Genomic DNA, 18,478 nt, shown 5'->3' with positions numbered 1-18,478 from the left:
TATCCTCCCCCAACCTTCCCTTACTCCAGCGCCGCCAGCAGCCCCAGCACGTCCTCCACCTTCAGGCTCGCGCCGCCGACGAGCGCCCCATTCACATTGGGCTGCCCGCAGATGGAAGCGACGTTGTCGGGCTTGACGCTGCCGCCGTACAGCACGCGCAGGCCCAGGGCGAGAGCGCCGTACTGCTCGGCCAGCGCCCCGCGAATCGCGGCGGCCATCTCCTCGGCGTCGTCGGCGGTGGCCGTCTTGCCGGTGCCGATGGCCCAGACGGGTTCGTAGGCGACCACGACGCGTTCGTCCACGCCCTCCAGGCTGCCGCGCAGTTGCGCCAGCGTGTGCGCGACATGCTCGCCGCGCTCGCGGACCTCCAAGCCCTCGCCCACACAGACAATGGGGGTGAGGCCGTGCGCCTGCGCCTGCCGCGCCTTGGCCGCCACCACCGCGTCCGTCTCGCCGTGGTACTCGCGGCGCTCGGAGTGGCCCACGATGACGTAGGTGCATTCGGCGTCGCGCAGCATCGCCGCACTGATCTCGCCCGTGTAGGCGCCGGATTCGTGGGCGCTGACATCCTGCCCGCCGATGTCCACACCGCCGGGCAGGGCTTCTTTCAGGCCATAGAGGCTGATCGCCGGGGCCATCACGGCCACTTCCGCCTTGCCCCGGATGCCCGGACGGTACTCTCCGGCCAACTCGCGGCCCCAGGCGCGGGCCTCGGTCGGGGTCTTGTTCATCTTCCAGTTCAGGGCCAGGAGCGTGCGCGGTCCCCCAGGTGCAGCCGTCATTTCATCGCCTCCACGCCGGGCAGCGCCTTACCCTCCAGCAGTTCCAGGCTGGCGCCGCCGCCCGTGCTGATGTGGTCAATCTGGTCCGCGCGGCCACTCTGGTTGATCGCGCTGACCGAATCGCCACCGCCCACAACCGTGTACGCTTGATCCTTCAGGTTGGCGACCGCTTCCGCGACCGCGTTGGTCCCCGCCGCGAACGCCTCGAACTCGAACACGCCCATCGGCCCGTTCCAGAAGACGGTCTTCGCTCCCCGCAGCGCCTCCGCATACGCCCGCTGCGTGTCCGGCCCGATGTCCAGCCCCATCCAGCCGTCAGGAATCTGGTCGGCGGGGACCACCTGGGTCTGCGCGTCGGCTGCGAACTTATCGGCCGCGACCGCGTCGGTCGGGAGCATCAGCTTCTCGCCGTACTCCTCCAGCAGGCCATGGGCGTAGTCCACCTGATCGTCCTCGACCAGGCTGCTCCCGATCTGCCCGCCCCGCGCTCGGATGAAGGTGAACATCATCCCGCCGCCGATCAGCATTCGGTCCACCTGCGGCAGCAGGTTCTCGATCACCTTGATCTTGTCGCTGACCTTCGCCCCGCCGATGATGACCACGTAGGGGGACTCGGGATTCTCCGTCAGCCGCGAGAGTGCTTCCACCTCGCGCTGAAGCAGCCGCCCCGCCGCGTGGGGGAGGAGTGCGGCCACCCCGCTCACCGACGCATGGGCACGGTGGGCGCTCCCGAAGGCGTCCAGCACAAAGGCGTCGCCCAGCCGGGCCAGCCGCGCCGCCAGCTCGGGGTCATTCTTCTCCTCACCCGCCTCGAAGCGCACGTTCTCCAGCAGCGCGACCTCGCCGGGCTGAAGTTGCCGCACCGCCTCCAGCGTCTCGTCGCTGCCGGGCAAGCTGGAAATAAAGCGCACCGGCCGCCCCAGCTCCTCTTCCAGCACGGGCACGACCGGCCCCAGGCTGTACTTCTCCTCCGGGCCGTTCTTGGGCCGCCCGAAGTGGCTCATCAGCACGGCACTCGCGCCGCCGTCCAGCAGTTCGCGCAGGGTGGTCAGGCTCGCCGTGACGCGGGTGCGGTCCTGCACCACGCCGTCCTTCACCGGCACGTTGTAGTCCACGCGCACCAAGACGCGCCTGCCCCGGACATCCAGTTGGTCGAGGGTCTGCATTTCATCCTCCAAGTGGGTCTTCTAAGAAAATTTCGTCCAAGAAGTCTCTTATTTTCCGCTTTAGGTCGCCGCTTATCGGAGCAGCTTTCACCTGGCTCCAAATGTCCACCTTGCTCTGCCCTTGAGTTTTCATGCGTTTTACGGTGGCTCTGGCAAGGTTATCAAACCCATACCTTGCAATTGAGCGAGAAATCATGGCTAGAATGCCAAGCATTGCTATCCCGCCCATCATACCCAGAGGACCACCCAATAATGCAAGTGATGAAGTTATTGCGGCTGCTCCTGCAAATCCACTTGCCCCCACAAGAAAGAGCAAGACCAATCCAGGCACACCTAAACCAACTATCTTGTCTATTATTTTATCCACATTGATCCTGTAATTATAATGACAGGGCCAAGCGCGATGACTTGGCCCTGCATTGTTCGGGGTTTAAGCGCCCTTCTCCTGCACCAGTTCCACCAGGTCCGCGATGCGGTTGGAGTAGCCCCACTCGTTGTCGTACCACGAGAAGAACTTGACCAGGCTGCCCATCGCCATCGTCAGGCCGCCGTCGATAATTGCCGAGTGCGGGTCGCCCACGATGTCGGAGAGCACGATGGGGTCCTCGGTGTAGGCGATGATGCCCCTGTGGCTGCCCTCGGCGGCCTGCTTGAAGACCGCGTTCACCTCGTCGGCGGTCACGTCGCGGCCCAGGATGACCGTCACGTCGCTGATCGAGCCCGTGGGAGTGGGCACCCGCAGTGAGGTGCCGTCGAACTTGCCCTTCAGCGCGGGGTACACCTGCGAGACGGCCTTGGCCGCGCCTGTGGAGGTCGGGATGATGTTCACGGCGGCGGCGCGGGCGCGGCGCAGGTCCTTGTGCGGGAGGTCCAGCACGCGCTGGTCGTTGGTGTAGGAGTGCACGGTGGTCATGATCGCCTTCTCGATGCCGAAGGCCTCGTCCAGCAGCTTCATGGGAGCGCCCAGGCTGTTGGTGGTGCAGCTCGCGTTGGAGATGATGTGGTGGTTGGCGGGGTCGTAGTCCTGTTCGTTGACGCCCAGCACGATGGAGAAGTCCTCACCCTTGGCGGGCGCGGTGATCAGCACTTTCTTGGCGCCGCCCGCGATGTGCTTGCTCGCCCCCTCGCGGTCGGTGAAGATGCCGGTCGACTCGATCACGATGTCCGCGCCCATCTCGCCCCACTTGATGCCCGCGGGGTCGCGCTCGGCGAGGGCGTGAATCTTCTGGCCGTTGACGGTCAGGCTCTCGTCGTCGTACTCGACGGTCCCGTCGAACTTCCCGGCGGTCGAGTCGTACTTCAGCAGGGTCGCCAGCGTCTTGTTGTCGGTCAGGTCGTTGATCGCCACGACGTCGATGCCGCGTGCCACCAGAATGCGGAACACCAGACGCCCGATGCGGCCGAAGCCGTTGATGCCTACTTTCATGTGCTACCTCCGTCAGAACAAGGTCCGGGGTGAGGCCAGTCGCCCCACGCGCCCTCAAGTGTAGCCCACGTTCCGAAAGGCGCGTTCGTGTCGCAAGGACACCAACCCGGCCCCCCGTCTTGCCCAAACGTTCAGAAACCCCGGCCCCAGGACGACCCCGCCTGCCGACCTACGGCGTCGCCGCGAGGGTGAACGTCACGCCCACGGTCACGTTGTCGCTGCTGCCGGGGTAGCGCACGTCAAAGTCGGAAGGGTCGAACTTGAACTGGGTGCTGACCTCCACCCGCCCACCGCGCAGGGTCGCCTTGACGGGCACACTCAGGGGCCGGGTGGTCGCCTTGACCGTGAGGCGCCCGCTGGCCGTGGTGCTGAGGGTCTGCCCCTCCAGCAGGCGCCCGCCCGTGAGCCCCTCCAACACGAAAGTGGCATTGGGATAGCGGGCGGTGTCCAGCGCGACCTCGCCCTGTGCGTGCCGGTCGCGGAGCCCGATGCCTGTCTTCAACGCGCTCAGCGGCACCGTCACGCGGCCCCGCGTCGCCGCGAGGTCGGCGGGGTCCAGTTGCACCTGCGCCGTCACGCCCGCGATGGTGCCCCGCACGTTCACGACCCGCACCCGGTGCTCGAAGGTCGCGGCGCCCCCCGCCGCCGCATAAGGCCGGGGCGCGGCCAGGGCCAGCCCCGCGAGCATCAGTCCCAGCAGCCCTCCCACCATCCCACGTGAGCGCGTCATGGGGTCATGGTGCCCGCGCCCCGCCGCGCCTTCTGTAGCCCTTCGTGGAAAGTTCCGCCGCCCACGTCGGCCGCGCTTCTTGCTCCTGCCAGGGCGGGCCGTATGATGCCCCCGATATGGCGCATTCCCTCCTGGTGATGAAGTTCGGCGGCACCAACATGCAAGGCGCGGCGGCCATCCGCCACAGCGCCAGTCTCGCGGCCCGGTCCATCCGGGAGGGCGCGAAGGTGGTCGTGGTCGTCTCCGCGATGGCGGGCGTGACCAACGGGCTGCTGCGCCTCGCCGAGGCCGCGCAGGGCGGCGACATCGCCACCGCCAACGACGAGATCGCCGCGATGCGCACCCGCCATTTCACAGCCGCGCAGGACCTCGGCGCTACGCCCGACTCGGCCACCGTGCGCGAAATCCGCGAGCTGCACGAAACCCTGCGCCAGGCTGTCTACGGCGTCTACCTCCTGCGCGAACTCACCCCGCGCAGCCGTGACCTGATCGTGGCCTTCGGCGAGCGCCTCTCGGCGCCCCTGATGGCCCTCGCGCTGGGCGGGCAGGGCTATCAGGCCCACCACCTCACCGGGGGGCAGGCGGGCATCGTCACCGACGAGCACTTCGGCAACGCCCGGCCCCTTCCCGGCAGCTACGAGCGCATCGGCGACCGCCTCGGCGGGCTGCTCGACGCCGGAATCACCCCGGTCGTCGCGGGCTTCATGGGCGAGAACGAGGAGGGGGCGATCACCACCCTGGGGCGCGGCGGCACCGACTTCTCGGCCACCATCATTGGCAAGGCGCTGCATGCGGATGAGGTCTGGGCCTGGAAGGACGTGGACGGCGTGATGAGCGCCGACCCCCGCGTGGTGCCTGACGCCCGCAACATCGAGCGCCTCAGCTACGGCGAGGTGATGGAACTCGCCTACTTCGGGGCCAAGGTGCTGCACCCGCTGGCCGTCACCCCCCTTCAGGAAAGCGGTATCCCCCTGCGGGTCAAGAGCGCGGCCGACCCCGACTTCCCCGGCACCCTCGTCGGCGCGGAGGCGGACGGAGACGCGGCTCACCCCGTCAAGGCGGTCACCGCCATCCGGGGCGTCAGCCTGATCAACGTGACCGGGGCGGGGGTGCTGGGCGTGCCGGAGGTCGTCGCCAGCCTCTTCGCCGCCATCGCCCGCGAGAACATCACCCTCCTGATGGTGTCCCAGAGCAGCTCCATGAGCAACGTCTCGCTCGCCGTCCAGAGCGCCGACGCCCGCCGCACCCTCGCCGCCCTGCGCGGCGGCATGACCGGCGAACTGAAGGTGGAAGAGCAGCCCGGCGTCGCGGTTCTCGCCATCGTGGGGGCCGGGATGCGCGGGCAGAAGGGGGTGGCCGCCCGCCTCTTCTCCGCCCTCGCGGGCGAGGACGTGAACATCCTGATGATCAGCCAGGGCTCCTCCGAGCTGAACATCAGCGTCGCCATCGACGCCGCCGAGGTGGACACCGCCACCCGCGCCGTCCACGCGGCCTTCGGGCTGGGGCAGGAGGCCGGGGCAACGGCCTAGCCCCCCTGCGCCATTCGGCCCACCGTGCCCCCCGCCACCCCGCCGATGCCCTGGCGGGGGGTGGGGGCGCACCATGGGGACAGCCGAGAAGGGAATGCCCCCCGGCCGAAAGGAAGCCCCCATGCACCTCCACCCCGAACTCTTCGCCGCCCACGCCCAGGCCCTCCGCGACCAGGCCCAGCGCGACCGCGCCGTCCGGGAGGCCCGCGCCGCCCAGCCTGCCCGCCCCGCCTTCCTCGCCCGGCTCGTCCGCCTGAGCCTCCGCCCCCGGCTGCGGCCCGCATGACCCGCCTACCGCACGCAGAACGCCCCCTTCACTGACGAAGGGGGCGCTTGATTGCCTGGCCTACGCCGGAGTCCCGTTCGCCGCCCGCGCCTGAAGGAAGTCCTTCACGCTCTGCGCCGCCCGCAGCGACATCCCCGGCACCCGCGCGATCTGCTCGACGGGCGCGGCCGCCAGGTCTTCCAGACTGGTGAAGTGCTCCAGCAGCGCATCCCGCCTTTTTTGCCCGATGCCCGGCAGGTCGTCAAAGACGCTCCGCAACATCCCCTCCCCGCGCAGCTTGCGGTGGTACGTCACCGCGTAGTTGTGCACCTCGTCGCGCACGCCGATCAACACCCGCAGCGCCGGATGGGTGTGCGGCAGCAGCAGTTCGCGGTCCACCCCGACCTCGGTGCCGGACTCCAGCCACCACTGCGCCCCGTAGCGCCCCGGCAGGATGATCCGCTCCTCCCGCTTGGCGAGGCCCACCACCGGCACCCGCACGTCGGCGGCCCGCAAAGCGTCCAGCGCCGCGTTCACCTGCCCGCGCCCCCCGTCGATCAGGATCAGGTCCGGCAGCGGCAACTTGTCCGAGAGCGACCCCGTGAACCGCCGGGTGATCGTCTGGTTCATCGCCGCGTAATCGTCCGGCTGCTCCAGCCCGCGCACCTTGAAGCGGCGGTGCTCGCCCCGGCGTGAGCGCCCGCCCTCGAAGACCACCATGCCTGAGACGATGTTCGTGCCGAACAGGTTGGAGTTGTCGTAGCCCTCGATGCGCCAGGGCCGCTCGGGGAGCGCGAGCACCTCCCGCAAGGCGTCCAGCCCCGGATGGTCGCCCCGGCGCTCCAGCAGCGCGAGTTCCGATTCCAGCCCGGTCTGCGCGTTGCGCTGCGCCATGTCCACCAGGTCCACCTTGTCCCCGCGCTTGGGGGTCCGCATCTCCACCCGTCGCCCCGCCCGCTCGCTGAGCAGCGCACTCCACGCGGGCGCGTCCTCGTACTCGGCGGGCAGCAGGATCAGCGGCGGCACGTGCGTGGCCTGCGCGTAGTAGTCCTGCACGAAGGCCCCCAGAATCTCCCCGAGGTCGCCGCCCCCCTCCGCGTCGGTCAGGAAGCGCTTGTCGCGCCCCACCACCCGCCCGCCGCGCATCCGGAACAGTTGCACCATCGCGTACTCGCCCGCCTGCGCGACCCCCAGAAAGTCGAGGTCCGTCTCCTCCGACACGAAGGCGTGCTGCTCGGTGCCGAACAGCTTCTCCACCGCGTTCACCCGGTCGCGCACCCGCGCCGCCTGCTCGAAATCCAGCGCCCGCGCCGCCACCTTCATGTCCTCGCGCAGCCGGGCGAGGACCGGGGCCGCCCGGCCCTCCAGCAGCGCCTGCACGTCCTCCACCACCCGCCGGTACTCGCCGGGGTCGGCGGCGTCCACGCACGGCCCCAGGCAGCGGCCCATGTGGTAGTTCAGGCAGGGCCGGGGCTTTTTCTGGAGGGGCAGTCCCGAGTTCTTCCGCAGCGGAAACATCGTGTCGATCAGGTGCTTGACCCGCCGCACCGCCGAGGCATCCGGGTACGGCCCGTAGTAGCTCGCCCCGTCTTTGAGGACCCGCCGGGTGACCACCAGCATCGGGAATTCCTCGTTCGTCAGCTTCAGGAACGGGTAGTGCTTGTCGTCCTTGAGCAGCACGTTGTAGTGCGGGCGGTGCTGCTTGATGAGGTTGGCCTCCAGCACCAAGGCTTCCACCTCGTTCCGCGCCGTGATGAATTCCAGCGTGTCCGCGAGCGCCGTGAACTTGCCGCTCTTGCCCCCGGCCTTGAAATGCTGCCCCACCCGCGAGCGCAGATTCACCGCCTTGCCGATATAGATGGGCGTGCCCCCCTTGCGGAAGATGTACACGCCGGGCGAGGCGGGCAGCACGGGCAGGTCGTCAAGATGCACCCACGCAGGATAGGGGAGAGGTGCCCGCCCTTACCGCGACGGGGATGACGCTCGCCCTAGACTGCCCCCCGTGTCCCCCCTCGTCACCCTGACGGTCAACCGTTACCCACCCGCGCAGGCGTGGCGCGGCTGGCGGCGGATGGGGGCCGACCCCCTGCACCTGCGCCGGGTGCCCGGCCTGACCTTCTTCCGCATGATGGGCACGGGCCGGGGCGACAGCCTGACCCTGGGGGCCGACTTCCGGCGCTGGGCGCGGCTGGCGGTGTGGAGGGACGAGGCGGCCTTCCGGGAGTTCGAGGCGTCCCCGTGGCGTCAGCGCGAACGGGCACACCTGACAGAGAGCGGCACCCTCCTCCTGCGCCCGCTGCGGTCGAAAGGTCGCTGGGGAGGCCGCGAACCCTTCGGTTTCCCCACCACCGATGCCCCTATCGGCCCCCTCGCCGTCCTCACCCGCGCCGCCATTCGCCCTGCCCGCCTCCGCGCCTTCTGGTCCGCCGTGCCCGCCTCGCAAGGCGGCCTGCATACCCACCCCGGCCTGCTGCTGACGCTGGGCCTGGGCGACGTGCCCCTGCTCTCCCAGGCCACCTTCAGCGTGTGGCGGGACGCCGCGAGCGTGAAGGCTTACGCCTACGCCGGAGCCGGACACCGCGAGGCCATCGCCCGCACCCGGCGCGAGGACTGGTATTCCGAAGAACTCTTCGCCCGCTTTGAGCTGCTGGCCGCCGAGGGCGACGGGCTGGGGCTGACCCTCCCATCCCGCTAGACTCCGGCCTATGCCCGCCGACCGCCTCTTTCTCGTCCGCCACGGCCAGACCGCCAGCAACGTTGCGCAAACCCTCGGCGCGAGCCACGACGACCCCCTGGACGAGGTGGGGGAAGCGCAGGCGCAGGCAGTCGCCGCCCACTTCGCCGGGCTGTACCTGGAGGCTCCCGCCGTCTACGCCAGCCCTTTCCGACGTGCCCGGCAGACCGCGCAGGCCATCGCGGACGCGCTATGCGTCCCCATGACCGTGCTCCCCGGCGTGCAGGAGATTGAGGTCGGCCCGCTGTGGCACGGCCGCCCCTATACCCACCTCGTCACGCATGTGGCCGAACTTGACCTGTCGGACGGGACCTTCGGGTTTCAGGGCGGTGAGACGCTGGAAGGGGTGGCCGACCGTTTCTTGGCCGCCCTGGAGCAACCACTCACTGCGGCTGAGACACCCATCGTTGTTTCTCACGGCGGGGCGCTCACTGCCGTCCTCGCTCGCCTGCTGGATCAGGAGATCCGGACCCTGTGGCACGACCAGCGGTACAGCCACCGCAATACCGCTGTCACCGAGCTGGAGCAGACTGAAGAGGGCTGGCAGGCTGTACGTCTGGGCGATACAGGCCATCTGTCCACTCGATAACAAACAACTTTTTCACGATCCAGATTTATCGTGAATCTATTCACTAATGTCTACCAAGAGAAGAGGGCCGAAGTCCCCCTCCCTCATCCTCATTCCTCCCCAGCCACCACCTGCACCCCCACCTCCGCGAGCTGGGCAGGGGAGACCGGGGCCGGGGCCTGCGCCATCAGGTCCGCGCCCCGGTTGTTCTTGGGGAAGGCGATGACCTCGCGGATGCTGGAAGCCCCGGCCATCACCATCACGAGGCGGTCAAAACCCCAGGCGATACCGCCGTGCGGGGGCGTGCCGTAGCCGAGCGCGTCCATGAAGAAGCCGAACTGCTCGCGGGCCTGTTCCTCGGAAAAGCCGATGGCCGCGAACATCTGCGCCTGCACCGCCGGGTCGTGGATACGGATGGACCCGCCGCCCACCTCGTAGCCGTTGAGCACGAGGTCATAGGCCTGGGCGCGAATCTCGCCCTGGCGCTCGGTGCCGAAGAGGGCCACGTCCTCCGGGTGCGGGGCCGTGAAGGGGTGGTGCATATAGGTCCAGCGCCCGGTCTGGTCGTCCCACTCGAGCTGCGGGAAGTCCACCACCCAGGAGACGTGGAACTTCGGCCCGCCCGCCGCGAGGTCGAAAAGGTCCCGCAGCGCGAGGCGCACCGCCCCCAGCGCGGTGACCGCCGCCTTCCACTCGCCCGCCGCGAACAGCAGGGTGCCCCCCGCCGCCACGCCCGTGCGCTCCAGCAGCGCGGCCGCGACCTCCGGGGTGACGAACTTGGAGATGCCCCCGGTAAAGCCCTCGCCCTCGCGCCGCAGCCAGGCCAGCCCCTTCGCTCCATTTTGCTTGGCGGCCCGCTCCAGCTCGTCAATCTGCTTGCGGGTCAGCTCGGGGGCGGCAAGCACCTTCACCGCCCCCGCCGACGCGAAGGCCTGGAAGCCCCCGCCCGCGAACAGGTCGGTCACGTCCACAAACGCGTGGTCAAAGCGCAGGTCCGGCTTGTCCGAGCCGTAACGGTCCATCGCCTCGTGGTACGAGAGCCGGGGGAAGGGGAGAGGCAGCTCCTCGCCCAGCACCTCGCGGAAGACGTGGGCCAGAAGCTGTTCCTGCACCTCCAGCACGTCGTCCTGCGTCACGAAGCTCATCTCCATGTCGAGCTGGGTGAAGTCGGGCTGGCGGTCGGCGCGGAGGTCCTCGTCGCGGAAGCAGCGGGCGAGCTGGTAGTAGCGGTCCACCCCCGCGATCATCAGCAGTTGCTTGAACAGTTGCGGCGACTGCGGCAGCGCGTAGAACTCGCCGGGATTGAGGCGCGAGGGCACCAGGAAGTCGCGGGCGCCCTCCGGCGTGGACTTCGTCAGCATCGGCGTTTCCACGTTCACGAAGCCCGCGCGGTCGAGGAAGGCCGTCACCGCCGCCACCGCCTTTGAGCGCAGCAGCAGGTTGCGGGTCATCTCGGGCCGCCGCAGGTCGAGGTAGCGGTACTTCAGCCGGATGTCCTCGGCGACCTCGCCGCCCTTGTCGAGTTCGAAGGGGGGCGTCTTGGCGCGGCTGAGCACCGTCACCCCAGACGCCACGACCTCATAGTCGGCCAGCCCGCCCTTGCGCTGCCCCTCGGGGCGCTCGCGGAAGAGGCCCTGCACCTCCAGCACGTCCTCCGAGCGCACGGTGTCCGCGTCCGCGAAGGCGGGCGAGTCCGGCTCGACCTCCACCTGCACCACCCCGGAGCGGTCGCGCAGCTCGATGAAAATCAGCCCGCCGAGGTCGCGGCGGCGGCCCGCCCAACCTTGCAGGGTGACCTGCTGGCCCAGATGTGTTCCGTTCAATTCGCCGATATAGCCCGTACGTTTCATGCTTGCTCTCCTGCCTGCCGCGAAAGGTCGTCCAAAAAGGTGGTCAGCTCGGACAACGGCACTTCTCGCGCCTCGCCCGTGCCCAGCGTCTTGATGTTCAGCACGCCCCGCGCCGCCTCGTCGCTGCCGATGACGGCGGCGGAGAGGGCGCGGCGGCGGTCGGCCTCACGGAAGGCGTTGCCCGGCTTCATCGCGCGGTAGGCGAACTCCACCCGGCCCCTGGAACGGCCTTCCAGCGCGAGCCGCGCCGCGAGGCCCACGTTCTCCTCATCCATCGCCGCGAGGTACAGCAGCGGCCCCGGCATCTGCGGGAGAGCCACCCCCTCCGCCTCCAGCGCAAGCAGCAGCCGCTCGATGCCGAAGGCCCAGCCGATGCCCGGCACCTCCGGCCCGCCGAGCTGCGCCGCGAGGCCGTCGTAGCGCCCGCCCCCGCCCAGCGCGGACTTGGCGCCCACACCCTCGTGATGCAGTTCCCAGGCGGTGCGGCGGTAGTAGTCCAGCCCGCGCACGATGGAGGGGTCGAGGTCAAAGGGAATGTCCCAGGCCGTGAGGTACCCCTGCACCACCCCGAAGTGCGCCCGCGCCTCCTCGCCCAGGAAGTCCAGCATCGGCCGCACGCCCAGCTCCTGAATCAGCGCCTGATCCCCCGCGCTCTTGGAATCCAGAATCCGCATCGGGTTGCGCTCCAGTCGGTCCCGTGAGTCGTCGGAGAGGCGGTCGACGTGTGTCCCGAACAGGTCGCGCAGGTAGGCGTTGTACGCCTCGCGGTCGGCCGGATCGCCGATGGACCCCAGCTTGACCCGCACGCCGGTCAGCCCCAGCTCGCGCACGACCTCCCACATCAACCAGATCGCCTCGGCGTCCACGAGGGCGTCCGTGCTCCCCAGCACCTCGTAATCCACCTGGTGAAACTGACGCAACCGGCCCTTCTGCACGTTCTCGGCGCGGAACATCGGGCCGTGGGTCCAGAGCTTGAGCGGCGAAGGAAGCTGCTTGAGGCCGTTTTGCAGGTACGCCCGCACGATGCCCGCCGTGCCCTCCGGCCGCAGCACGTAGCCGCCGTGGTCCCCGAAGTAATACACCGTGAACATCTCCTTGCGGACGATGTCGGTCGAGCCGCCCACGCCGCGCTTGACGAGTTCGGCTTCCTCGAAGAGGGGCGTGGCGATGAACTGGGCGCCCGAGCGCTCCAGCACGCGCCGGGCGGTGTCCTGTACGTGGGCGAAGGCCGACGCCTGACTGTCCCGCGAGAGTTTCGGACTGCCGTCCGGGAGGTGGTCCTGGGTGCCCTTGGGGCGCTGCACGGCCATAACCCTGGGAGGATAGCAGCCGGAAGCTGGTTCCCGGCGGTCAGCACAGGAAAAAGCCCCGCCTGAGGCTGGGGCTGCTGAGCAGAACGGGACTGGCTTACGGACGCACGCTGTAGGGCAGTCCGGTCGAGCGCTTCCCGGCCACCTCCACAAAGAGCCACGAGCCGCCCGTCGGCGCGTCGCTGGGGATGGTGAGCACGATCTCGCTGTCGGTCCACGAGCGGACGCTGGCGGCAGGGAAGAGGTAGCCCCCCTCGCCGGTCTCAGAGGCGCCGAGGCGCACGCGACCGGTTTGCGGCCCACCGAGGTAGCGGCCCTGGATGGTCAAGGTGCCGCCCCGCGCGGCGGGTTCCGAGAGCTTGACGAGGACCGGGGTCACGGTGACGCCGACCACAGCCTGCTCGCGTGGGGCGCACGAGGCCAGGGCTCCGGCGAACAGTAAAGAAGCAAAGAAGACACGCACCATAGAGAAAGCCTCCGTGCGGGCAGTGTAATAAGCCCCGGATGACCGGTCAAACGCCCCCCCCAGCCCCCACCCCCGACTCCGGCCCCGACCCCGTGACCGGCCTGACCCGTCTGGCCGACCAGCGCGTCCTCGTGGTCTTCAATCCCCGCAGCGGCCAGGGCGAGAGCACCCTGCCCGAGTTCCTGACCGGGCTGCGGGCCGGGGGCGCGGTGGTCACCGAGCGCGAGCTGCAGCCCGACACCAAGATGGCCGAGTACGTCGAGGACCTCGCGGACTTCGACCTGCTGGTCGGGGCGGGGGGCGACGGCACGGTGAGCAGCCTCGCCTACGCCGCCCGCTACAAGGACGTGCCCATGCTGGCCTACCCGGCCGGGACCGCCAACCTGATCGCCCAGAACCTCGACCTGCCGCGCGATCCCGTGCAGCTCGCCGCCATCGTCGCCGACGGGCACACCGTGCGGGTGGACCTCGGGGAGATTCAGGTGGGCGACGAGACCAGCGGCTTTGCCATGCTCGCCGGGGCGGGGGCCGACGCTACCATGATCCGCGACTCCGAGGATCTCAAGGAGCGGTTCGGGGCGATGGCCTACGTCATGAGCGCCATGAAACAGCTCAACCCCAAAAAGACCACCTTTCACCTCGTCATTGACGGCGAGCCACGCACCTTCGAGGGCATCGGCGTGATGGTCGCCAACTTCGGCATGGCGAACTACCGCCTGCCCATCACCAGCGACATCAGCCCCTCGGACGGCAAGTTCACGGTCGTGCTGATGAAGGCCGGAAATATCCTGCGCCTGGTGCCCAATCTGATCGACTCGGTCCTCGTGAAGATGAACCTCTCCGACCCGGTCTTCTCCGGCAACCTCGAAACCCTGGAGGCCAAGTCGGTGACCGTGGACGCCGACGAGCCGTTCCCGCTGCAATACGACGGTGAGTTGCACGTGGAGACGACGCCCTTCACGGCACGGATTCTGCCGGGCGCGATTCAGTTTCTGACGCCGATTCGAAAGACGGAACTGGACACCTGAGCCCGCAAGCGCCCCCGCCACCAACGGGGGTTGCCCTTCGAAGGCTTCGTTGATAAGGCATGTTATCATCGGCCACCATGTCCGGTGACCTGCTTCCCTACGTCGGCGACCGTCTCTCGCAGGCCCGTAACTTCAGTGGCCTGACCGACGAGGCGCTGCGGGTCCGGGCGGTGACGGCGGCGCGGGACAAAGCCTTTGAGGACCTGTGGGCGCTCACGCTCGCTTACCTCACGACCGACACCAGCGGCGGCGTCCGCCTCAGCCCGCACACGCTGCGGGCCTACCGCAAGGGCGTGGAGGTGCTGATCACGCACGCGACCGAGCACGGCTGGAATCTGCTGCACCCCGGTCGGCGCGAACCGGGGCTGTACGTGGCGGGGCTGGTGCAGTCGGGCCTCAAGCCCGCGACGGTGCAGGCGCGGGTGGCAGCGGCCTCCGCCCTGTACCGGGCGCTGCGCTGGGCTGGGGCGACGGACGCCGACCCCTTCGCGGACGTGAAGCGTCCCAAGGACCGCACCAAGGGCATCGTGAAGAATCCGCCCTACCGCTCCGATTTCGTGCAGGCGCTGCTGGCCGAGGCCGACCCGCACGAGCGTGTCTTGCTGCTGCTGCTCACCCATGCGGGCCTGCGGATCGCGGAGGCTCTGGGGGTGGACTGGGCACATGTGGACCTGGATCGCCGCCGCCTTCTCGTGGCCCACGGCAAGGGCGACAAGGCCCGGCGGGTTCCGCTGAGTGCCCGGTTGCGGGAGGCATTAGAGGCCGTGCGCCCGGCCATGCCGAGTGGCCCCGTCCTCCCCTGGCGGGCCTACTCCACCGCCTACAGCCGCCTCCAGAAGCTCGCCCTGAAATGTGGCCGGGAACACGAGTTCCGGGGCTTTCATGCTGGGCGGAAATACGCAGGAACGCAACTGTACGCGGCCACGCGGGATTTCACGCGGGTGGCGGGCTTTCTGGGGCACGAGCAGGTGGACACCACCCGGCGTTATGTTGAGCTGCCGGAAGACGATCTCGACGACGTGGTAGAGGGGTTCCGGTAAGAGCGTTCCAGCCAGAGGCCGTACCCCACCATCAGCGCGGCCAGCAACAGGGCGGGCAGGTCGCCGAGGCGGGTGTAGAGGGTCTGTCCTTCCAGACGGCGGGGCTGGACATGCACCACGCCTTCTCCCCGCGAGAGCGTCTGCCGGGGGCGGCCGAGGTCGTCCACCGACCCCGCGATGCCCCGGTTCACACTGCGAACCACCCAGCGCCGCGTCTCGATGGCGCGGACCCGGCCCATCATGAAGTGCTGCTGCACGCCCCAACCGTCGTACCAGCCGTCGTTGCTGACATTGACGAGCACCTCGGCTCCCTGCCGGGCGAGCTGGCGGCTGACCCAGGGAAAGACTGAGTCGTAGCAGACATAGGCGCCGTAGAACACCCCGTTCAGCGGCAGGGGCGTGACCCGTTCGGCGGGGGGCAGGTTGGGACCGAGGACGAAGCCGGTGCCCGCCTCGATGACCCGGTAGAGGCCCGGCCAAGTGTCATAGAGCGGGAAATACTCGCCGAAGGGGACCGGGCGGGCCTTGTCGGTCTGGGCGGTGACCTCCGAACCATTCCAGGCGACCACCGTGTTGCGCCGGGGCACCCCGTAGGAACTCACCCCGTACAGACCGTTCGCGGGCACGGTGGGCAGCAGGCTGGGGTCGCGCACGGCGCTCTCGCTCCAGGCGACGACCTCACCGGGGCGGCGGGTCTGAGCGGTGAGGCGGGCGGAGGCCTGATACAGCGCGTCTCCGGGCACCGAGCGGTCGAACAGATCGACGTCGGTCCGCAGCACCAGCATGGGCTGCGCCGGTCCCTGCCCCGGCACGCGGGTGACCCCGTAGGCGAGGGCGGCGATCCAGACCCCCGACATCAGCACCAGGGGCGCCCGTCTCCCCCACCAGAAACTGACCAGCGCGGCGGCGGTCGCGGCCACGACCACGCTGCCCAGCAGCACCCCGCCGAGGTCCGCGATCTGGATGGCAGGCGTGGGCAGCAGCGTATACCCCAGCGTGGGCCACGGAAAGGCGAGCGGTCCCAGGAAGCGCAGCCATTCCAGCACGACCCAGCCGCCCGCGAGCGCCCACACCCGCGCCTCAGGCGAGCGCACCAGCCGGGCGGCGAGCCAAGCCATCGCCGCGAGGAAGGCCCCCTCCAGCGCGAAGAGTGCCAGGGCGAGCACCCCCGCCGGGGCAAACTGAAAGAGCTTGCCCAGAAAGGCCGTGAGCCACCACAGGTGCACCGCGCTGTAGGCCGCCCCCGCCCAGAAGACCCGCCCGGCCAGCGCCCGCGAGGTGGGGGCCTGGGCCGCGTACATCAGCAGGACGGCGAGGGGAACGTAGGCGAGAAAGCTCCACTCCAGCGGCAGACCGAAAGCGGCGAGAAGCGCCCCGAGCAGGGCGGCGGTCAGCGGGGGCGGGAGCCGGGTGAGCACCGCGCCATGATACGGACTCGCCCGCCCACCCGACCGGGGGCACCCTGGCGCGGCGGCGGGGCAGATGCCCTAGCATGCGGGCACTTTGCGACTGGCTTTTCTCAGTGACCTGCACGGCAATATCCACGCGCTGACCGCCGCTGAGCGTTTTCTGGCAGACTCGGCGGTCCACGGGGTCGTGGTGGTGGGCGACCTGGTGGGCTACGGGGCGAGTCCGGGGCCGGTGATCGACCGCGTGCGGCGGGAGGGCTGGACGGCCGGGCTGGGGTCCAGCGACCTGCGGGTGGCGCTGGACCTCGGCGGGCGCTCGGAGCGGCACGGGGTGGCCGAGCAGGTGCTGACCTGGACGCGGGGGGTGCTCTCGCCCGAGCAGCTGGACTTTCTGCGCCGCCTACCGCCGGGGGGCCGGATGATGACCCCGGTGGGCCGGGTGCGCTACTTCCACGGCAGCCCGCACGACCCCGAGGAGCGGCTGGACCTGATGGCTCCCGAGCGCGACCTCGAGGACCTCGCGGAGACGCTGGGGGCGCGGGTGGTCGTGGTGGGCGGCACGCACGTCCCCTTCGTGCGGGTCGTGGGCGACACGACCTTCGTGGATCCCGGCTCGGTGGGTCTGAGCCTGAACTCGGAACCGGGAGCCGACGTCGCCATCGTGGACTGCGTGGGCCGCAAGCCGCGCGTGACACTGCACAAGGTGCCCTACGACTACGCCTCCTCCGCCTTCGACGTGCTGGCCTGGAAGCTGCCGCCGGTCATCGCGGACGTGATTCGCACCGGCCGGATGGGATAAGACGGTTGCCGTCCAGAGGGCAACTCCTTTTCCGGTGCCTGCGGTGGTCTGGCTCGCCCGGCTCGGGTTGAACACTTGTGGTCACCGCTGGGCCGGGCTCCGTATCAGGACACCTGGAGGTTAGGCGTGGGTGCCCAGCACTTGCTCAAAGCGGCTCGCCGCGCCCCGGACGCCCAGCACGGCTTCCAGCTCGGTCAGGAAACGGTGGTAGAGGGCAGGCCGCGCTCCCTCCCCCATCAGCCCGAGGCGCCAGATCTGTCCGGCGGTGGGGCCCATGCCGCCCGCCACGCTGACACTGCGGGCACGCAGGGCCGCGCGGGTGGCGGCGTCGTCCAGGCCCGGCGGCAGCCGCAGCGCAAGGACGGTGGGCAGGCGTTGGGCGGGGTCCGGCACGAAGGGGGAAAATCCCAGCGGCTCCAGCGCGGCGAGCACCCCGCGCCCCACCTCGGCGGCGCGGACCTGGCGCTGCGGCAGGCCCTCGTCCAGGGCGGCCCGCAGCGCCGCGTGCAGGGCAAAATGGAGGCCGACGGGCACGGTGTGATGGTAGCTGTGGCCCTCCCAGTAGTCGCGCAGGCCTGCGAAATCGGCGTACCACAGGGCCGTGGGCGTGCGGCGGGCCGCGTGCCGCGCCAGCGCCCGCCCACTCACCGCAATCGGGGCCACGCCGGGCGGGGCCGAGAGGCACTTCTGCGAGCCGGTGTAGACGTAGTCGGCGCCCAGTCCGGCCATGTCGAAGGGCTGCATCCCGGCGGTGGTCACGGCGTCCACGCTCAGCAGCGCCCCGCTGCCGCGCACGGCTTCGGCAATCTCGGGAAGCGGGTTGAGGACCCCGGTGCTCGTCTCGCCGTGCACGACGGCGACGAGGCGCACGTCTCCCCCCGCGAGGGCGTCCGCGAAGGCCGCCGGGCTGAGCGGCTCGCCCGGCGCGGCCGTCACCGTGCGGACGTGGGCGCCGTGGCGGGCGGCCATCTCGGCCATCCGTGCCCCGAACGAGCCGTTCACGCCAATCAGCACCTCGTCGCCCGGCTCGGCCAGATTGGCGAAGCCCGCCTCCATCCCCAGGCTGCCCGTGCCCGCGAGCAGGGCCGTGAAGGTGCCGTCCGGAGCGCCGTAGAGGGTCCGCAGGTCCGCCTGAATCTCCCCGTTGAGCGCGAAGACCTCCGGGTCCATATGCCCCAGGGACTCGCCCCCCAGCGCCTCCCGCGCGGCGGGGTGCAGGGGCGTGGGGCCGGGGGTGAGCAGGAGGTGGGGGCGGACGGTCATGCGGCGGACTGTAGCATCTGGCCCAGGGGATGAACAATGAAGTTGCGCGGAGGGGGTCCTGGCGGGCAGGCGGCGCAAGGCTGTTGCGCTCCCACCGGGAAGGCCAGACGATT

Annotated in this window: 18 protein-coding genes; 7 read left to right on the top strand and 11 right to left on the bottom strand. The window is 69.7% G+C overall.

Going from position 1 to position 18,478, the window contains the following annotated elements; genetic code table 11:
* Positions 1–20 precede the first annotated feature (20 nt).
* The 5 genes from tpiA to F8S09_RS03480 all read right to left on the bottom strand — a co-directional run bounded on the left by tpiA (position 21) and on the right by F8S09_RS03480 (position 4,104).
* Entirely contained in the window at positions 21–782 is a 762-nt protein-coding gene (tpiA, locus tag F8S09_RS03500) for a triose-phosphate isomerase (RefSeq protein WP_152868945.1), read from the bottom strand.
* On the bottom strand, positions 779–1,948 hold the full coding sequence (locus F8S09_RS03495; protein ID WP_152868943.1) for a phosphoglycerate kinase: 1,170 nt from the start codon (positions 1,946–1,948) through the stop codon (positions 779–781). The genes tpiA and F8S09_RS03495 overlap by 4 nt, the downstream gene beginning before the upstream one ends.
* Before the next feature lies 1 nt (position 1,949).
* Complete coding sequence (locus tag F8S09_RS03490) at positions 1,950–2,315, bottom strand: hypothetical protein (protein ID WP_227978439.1); 366 nt, start codon at positions 2,313–2,315, stop codon at positions 1,950–1,952.
* Between the two features lie 63 nt (positions 2,316–2,378).
* Entirely contained in the window at positions 2,379–3,374 is a 996-nt protein-coding gene (gap, locus tag F8S09_RS03485) for a type I glyceraldehyde-3-phosphate dehydrogenase (RefSeq protein WP_152868941.1), read from the bottom strand.
* Between the two features lie 169 nt (positions 3,375–3,543).
* Positions 3,544–4,104 (bottom strand): YceI family protein, encoded by a 561-nt coding sequence (locus tag F8S09_RS03480; protein WP_227978438.1) that lies wholly within the window; start codon positions 4,102–4,104, stop codon positions 3,544–3,546.
* 116 nt (positions 4,105–4,220) lie between these two features.
* On the opposite strand from F8S09_RS03480, the gene F8S09_RS03475 reads away from it, so the two are divergent.
* Positions 4,221–5,633, top strand: a complete 1,413-nt coding sequence (locus F8S09_RS03475; RefSeq protein WP_152868939.1) for an aspartate kinase — start codon at positions 4,221–4,223, stop codon at positions 5,631–5,633.
* A gap of 121 nt (positions 5,634–5,754) precedes the next feature.
* Positions 5,755–5,919, top strand: coding sequence for a hypothetical protein (locus F8S09_RS17570; RefSeq protein WP_194165195.1), 165 nt, complete (start codon positions 5,755–5,757; stop codon positions 5,917–5,919).
* Between the two features lie 60 nt (positions 5,920–5,979).
* Here F8S09_RS17570 and uvrC read toward each other — a convergent pair whose 3' ends face one another.
* A complete protein-coding gene (gene uvrC, locus F8S09_RS03465; RefSeq protein WP_322618493.1) occupies positions 5,980–7,830 on the bottom strand; it encodes an excinuclease ABC subunit UvrC in 1,851 nt (616 codons plus the stop codon).
* Positions 7,831–7,900: 70 nt separating this feature from the next.
* On the opposite strand from uvrC, the gene F8S09_RS03460 reads away from it, so the two are divergent.
* Both F8S09_RS03460 and F8S09_RS03455 read left to right on the top strand, forming a co-directional pair.
* Complete coding sequence (locus tag F8S09_RS03460) at positions 7,901–8,593, top strand: spheroidene monooxygenase (RefSeq protein ID WP_152868935.1); 693 nt, start codon at positions 7,901–7,903, stop codon at positions 8,591–8,593.
* A gap of 10 nt (positions 8,594–8,603) precedes the next feature.
* Positions 8,604–9,221, top strand: a complete 618-nt coding sequence (locus tag F8S09_RS03455) for a histidine phosphatase family protein (protein WP_152868933.1) — start codon at positions 8,604–8,606, stop codon at positions 9,219–9,221.
* A gap of 89 nt (positions 9,222–9,310) precedes the next feature.
* Here the strand turns inward: F8S09_RS03455 and aspS are convergent, their stop codons facing one another.
* The 3 genes from aspS to F8S09_RS03440 form a co-directional block, all read right to left on the bottom strand.
* Positions 9,311–11,050, bottom strand: a complete 1,740-nt coding sequence (aspS, locus tag F8S09_RS03450) for an aspartate--tRNA ligase (RefSeq protein ID WP_152868931.1) — start codon at positions 11,048–11,050, stop codon at positions 9,311–9,313.
* A complete protein-coding gene (gene hisS, locus F8S09_RS03445) occupies positions 11,047–12,360 on the bottom strand; it encodes a histidine--tRNA ligase (RefSeq protein WP_152868929.1) in 1,314 nt (437 codons plus the stop codon). The genes aspS and hisS overlap by 4 nt, the downstream gene beginning before the upstream one ends.
* A 97-nt stretch (positions 12,361–12,457) precedes the next feature.
* Positions 12,458–12,826, bottom strand: a complete 369-nt coding sequence (locus F8S09_RS03440) for an IPT/TIG domain-containing protein (RefSeq protein ID WP_152868926.1) — start codon at positions 12,824–12,826, stop codon at positions 12,458–12,460.
* 38 nt (positions 12,827–12,864) lie between these two features.
* Here F8S09_RS03440 and F8S09_RS03435 point away from each other — a divergent pair, with 38 nt between their 5' ends.
* Positions 12,865–13,854 carry a diacylglycerol/lipid kinase family protein gene (locus F8S09_RS03435; protein ID WP_152868923.1) on the top strand — a complete coding sequence of 330 codons (990 nt, stop codon included), beginning with the start codon at positions 12,865–12,867 and terminating at the stop codon, positions 13,852–13,854.
* Between the two features lie 77 nt (positions 13,855–13,931).
* Complete coding sequence (locus tag F8S09_RS03430) at positions 13,932–14,894, top strand: tyrosine-type recombinase/integrase (protein WP_152868921.1); 963 nt, start codon at positions 13,932–13,934, stop codon at positions 14,892–14,894.
* Here F8S09_RS03430 and lnt read toward each other — a convergent pair.
* Entirely contained in the window at positions 14,840–16,312 is a 1,473-nt protein-coding gene (gene lnt, locus F8S09_RS03425) for an apolipoprotein N-acyltransferase (protein WP_322618492.1), read from the bottom strand. The genes F8S09_RS03430 and lnt overlap by 55 nt on opposite strands.
* Before the next feature lie 85 nt (positions 16,313–16,397).
* On the opposite strand from lnt, the gene F8S09_RS03420 reads away from it, so the two are divergent.
* A complete protein-coding gene (locus F8S09_RS03420; protein WP_152868919.1) occupies positions 16,398–17,102 on the top strand; it encodes a metallophosphoesterase family protein in 705 nt (234 codons plus the stop codon).
* A 120-nt stretch (positions 17,103–17,222) separates the two neighbouring features.
* On the opposite strand, the gene F8S09_RS03415 is transcribed toward F8S09_RS03420, so the two are convergent.
* The gene (locus F8S09_RS03415) at positions 17,223–18,365 is read right to left on the bottom strand and encodes an aminotransferase class V-fold PLP-dependent enzyme (protein WP_152868917.1); all 1,143 of its coding nucleotides are present in this window, start codon (positions 18,363–18,365) and stop codon (positions 17,223–17,225) included.
* Positions 18,366–18,478: the final 113 nt, after the last annotated feature.

The sequence above is a fragment of the Deinococcus terrestris genome (assembly GCF_009377345.1).
In the GTDB taxonomy this organism is placed as follows: domain Bacteria; phylum Deinococcota; class Deinococci; order Deinococcales; family Deinococcaceae; genus Deinococcus; species Deinococcus terrestris.
This window is presented reverse-complemented; position numbering and strand designations above follow the sequence as displayed.

Coding starts and splice junctions, on each gene's coding strand:
- F8S09_RS03495 (WP_152868943.1), bottom strand. CDS start 1,948: ATGCAGACCCTCGACCAACTGGATGTCCGGGGCAGGCGCGTCTTGGTG.
- F8S09_RS03430 (WP_152868921.1), top strand. CDS start 13,932: ATGTCCGGTGACCTGCTTCCCTACGTCGGCGACCGTCTCTCGCAGGCC.
- F8S09_RS03415 (WP_152868917.1), bottom strand. CDS start 18,365: ATGACCGTCCGCCCCCACCTCCTGCTCACCCCCGGCCCCACGCCCCTG.
- F8S09_RS17570 (WP_194165195.1), top strand. CDS start 5,755: ATGCACCTCCACCCCGAACTCTTCGCCGCCCACGCCCAGGCCCTCCGC.
- hisS (WP_152868929.1), bottom strand. CDS start 12,360: ATGGCCGTGCAGCGCCCCAAGGGCACCCAGGACCACCTCCCGGACGGC.
- aspS (WP_152868931.1), bottom strand. CDS start 11,050: ATGAAACGTACGGGCTATATCGGCGAATTGAACGGAACACATCTGGGC.
- gap (WP_152868941.1), bottom strand. CDS start 3,374: ATGAAAGTAGGCATCAACGGCTTCGGCCGCATCGGGCGTCTGGTGTTC.
- F8S09_RS03435 (WP_152868923.1), top strand. CDS start 12,865: ATGACCGGTCAAACGCCCCCCCCAGCCCCCACCCCCGACTCCGGCCCC.
- F8S09_RS03475 (WP_152868939.1), top strand. CDS start 4,221: ATGGCGCATTCCCTCCTGGTGATGAAGTTCGGCGGCACCAACATGCAA.
- F8S09_RS03480 (WP_227978438.1), bottom strand. CDS start 4,104: ATGACGCGCTCACGTGGGATGGTGGGAGGGCTGCTGGGACTGATGCTC.
- F8S09_RS03455 (WP_152868933.1), top strand. CDS start 8,604: ATGCCCGCCGACCGCCTCTTTCTCGTCCGCCACGGCCAGACCGCCAGC.
- tpiA (WP_152868945.1), bottom strand. CDS start 782: ATGACGGCTGCACCTGGGGGACCGCGCACGCTCCTGGCCCTGAACTGG.
- F8S09_RS03440 (WP_152868926.1), bottom strand. CDS start 12,826: ATGGTGCGTGTCTTCTTTGCTTCTTTACTGTTCGCCGGAGCCCTGGCC.